Genomic DNA, 508 nt, shown 5'->3' on the forward strand with positions numbered 1-508 from the left:
AAACGACTATTTGACATTGTAGGTGCAACTACTGCTCTTGTGGTGTTGTCTCCTGTATATGCTGTGACCGCCTACAAAGTGAGTAAAAACCTTGGTTCGCCTGTTTTATTTCGTCAGATTCGTCCAGGTCTGTATGGCAAGCCATTTGAGATGATAAAGTTTCGTTCCATGAAGGATGGTATAGATGCAGACGGCAACCCTTTGGAGGATGGTGAGCGACTGACATCGTTTGGTAAAGCGCTGCGTAACACCAGCCTTGATGAGCTGCCTGAGCTTTGGAATGTGATTAAAGGAGATATGAGTCTAGTGGGCCCGCGACCATTATTGATGGAATATCTGCCATTGTATAATGATGAGCAAGCGCGTCGACACGATGTCCGCCCAGGAATTACAGGATATGCTCAAGTCAATGGTCGCAATGCTATTGGGTGGGATCAGCGGTTTGCACTGGATACATGGTATGTGGACAATCAGTCACTGTGGTTGGATATCCAAATTCTATTTAAAA

General features: G+C 45.5%; 1 protein-coding gene. It reads left to right on the top strand.

Features of this window, described 5'->3' with window-relative positions; all coding sequences use genetic code 11:
• Window positions 1-508 (top strand): sugar transferase (locus tag ACS8FC_RS21140; protein ID WP_439298221.1); only part of this gene is annotated, 508 nt, incomplete at both ends.

This window comes from Psychrobacter sp. 1Y4, from assembly GCF_051847555.1.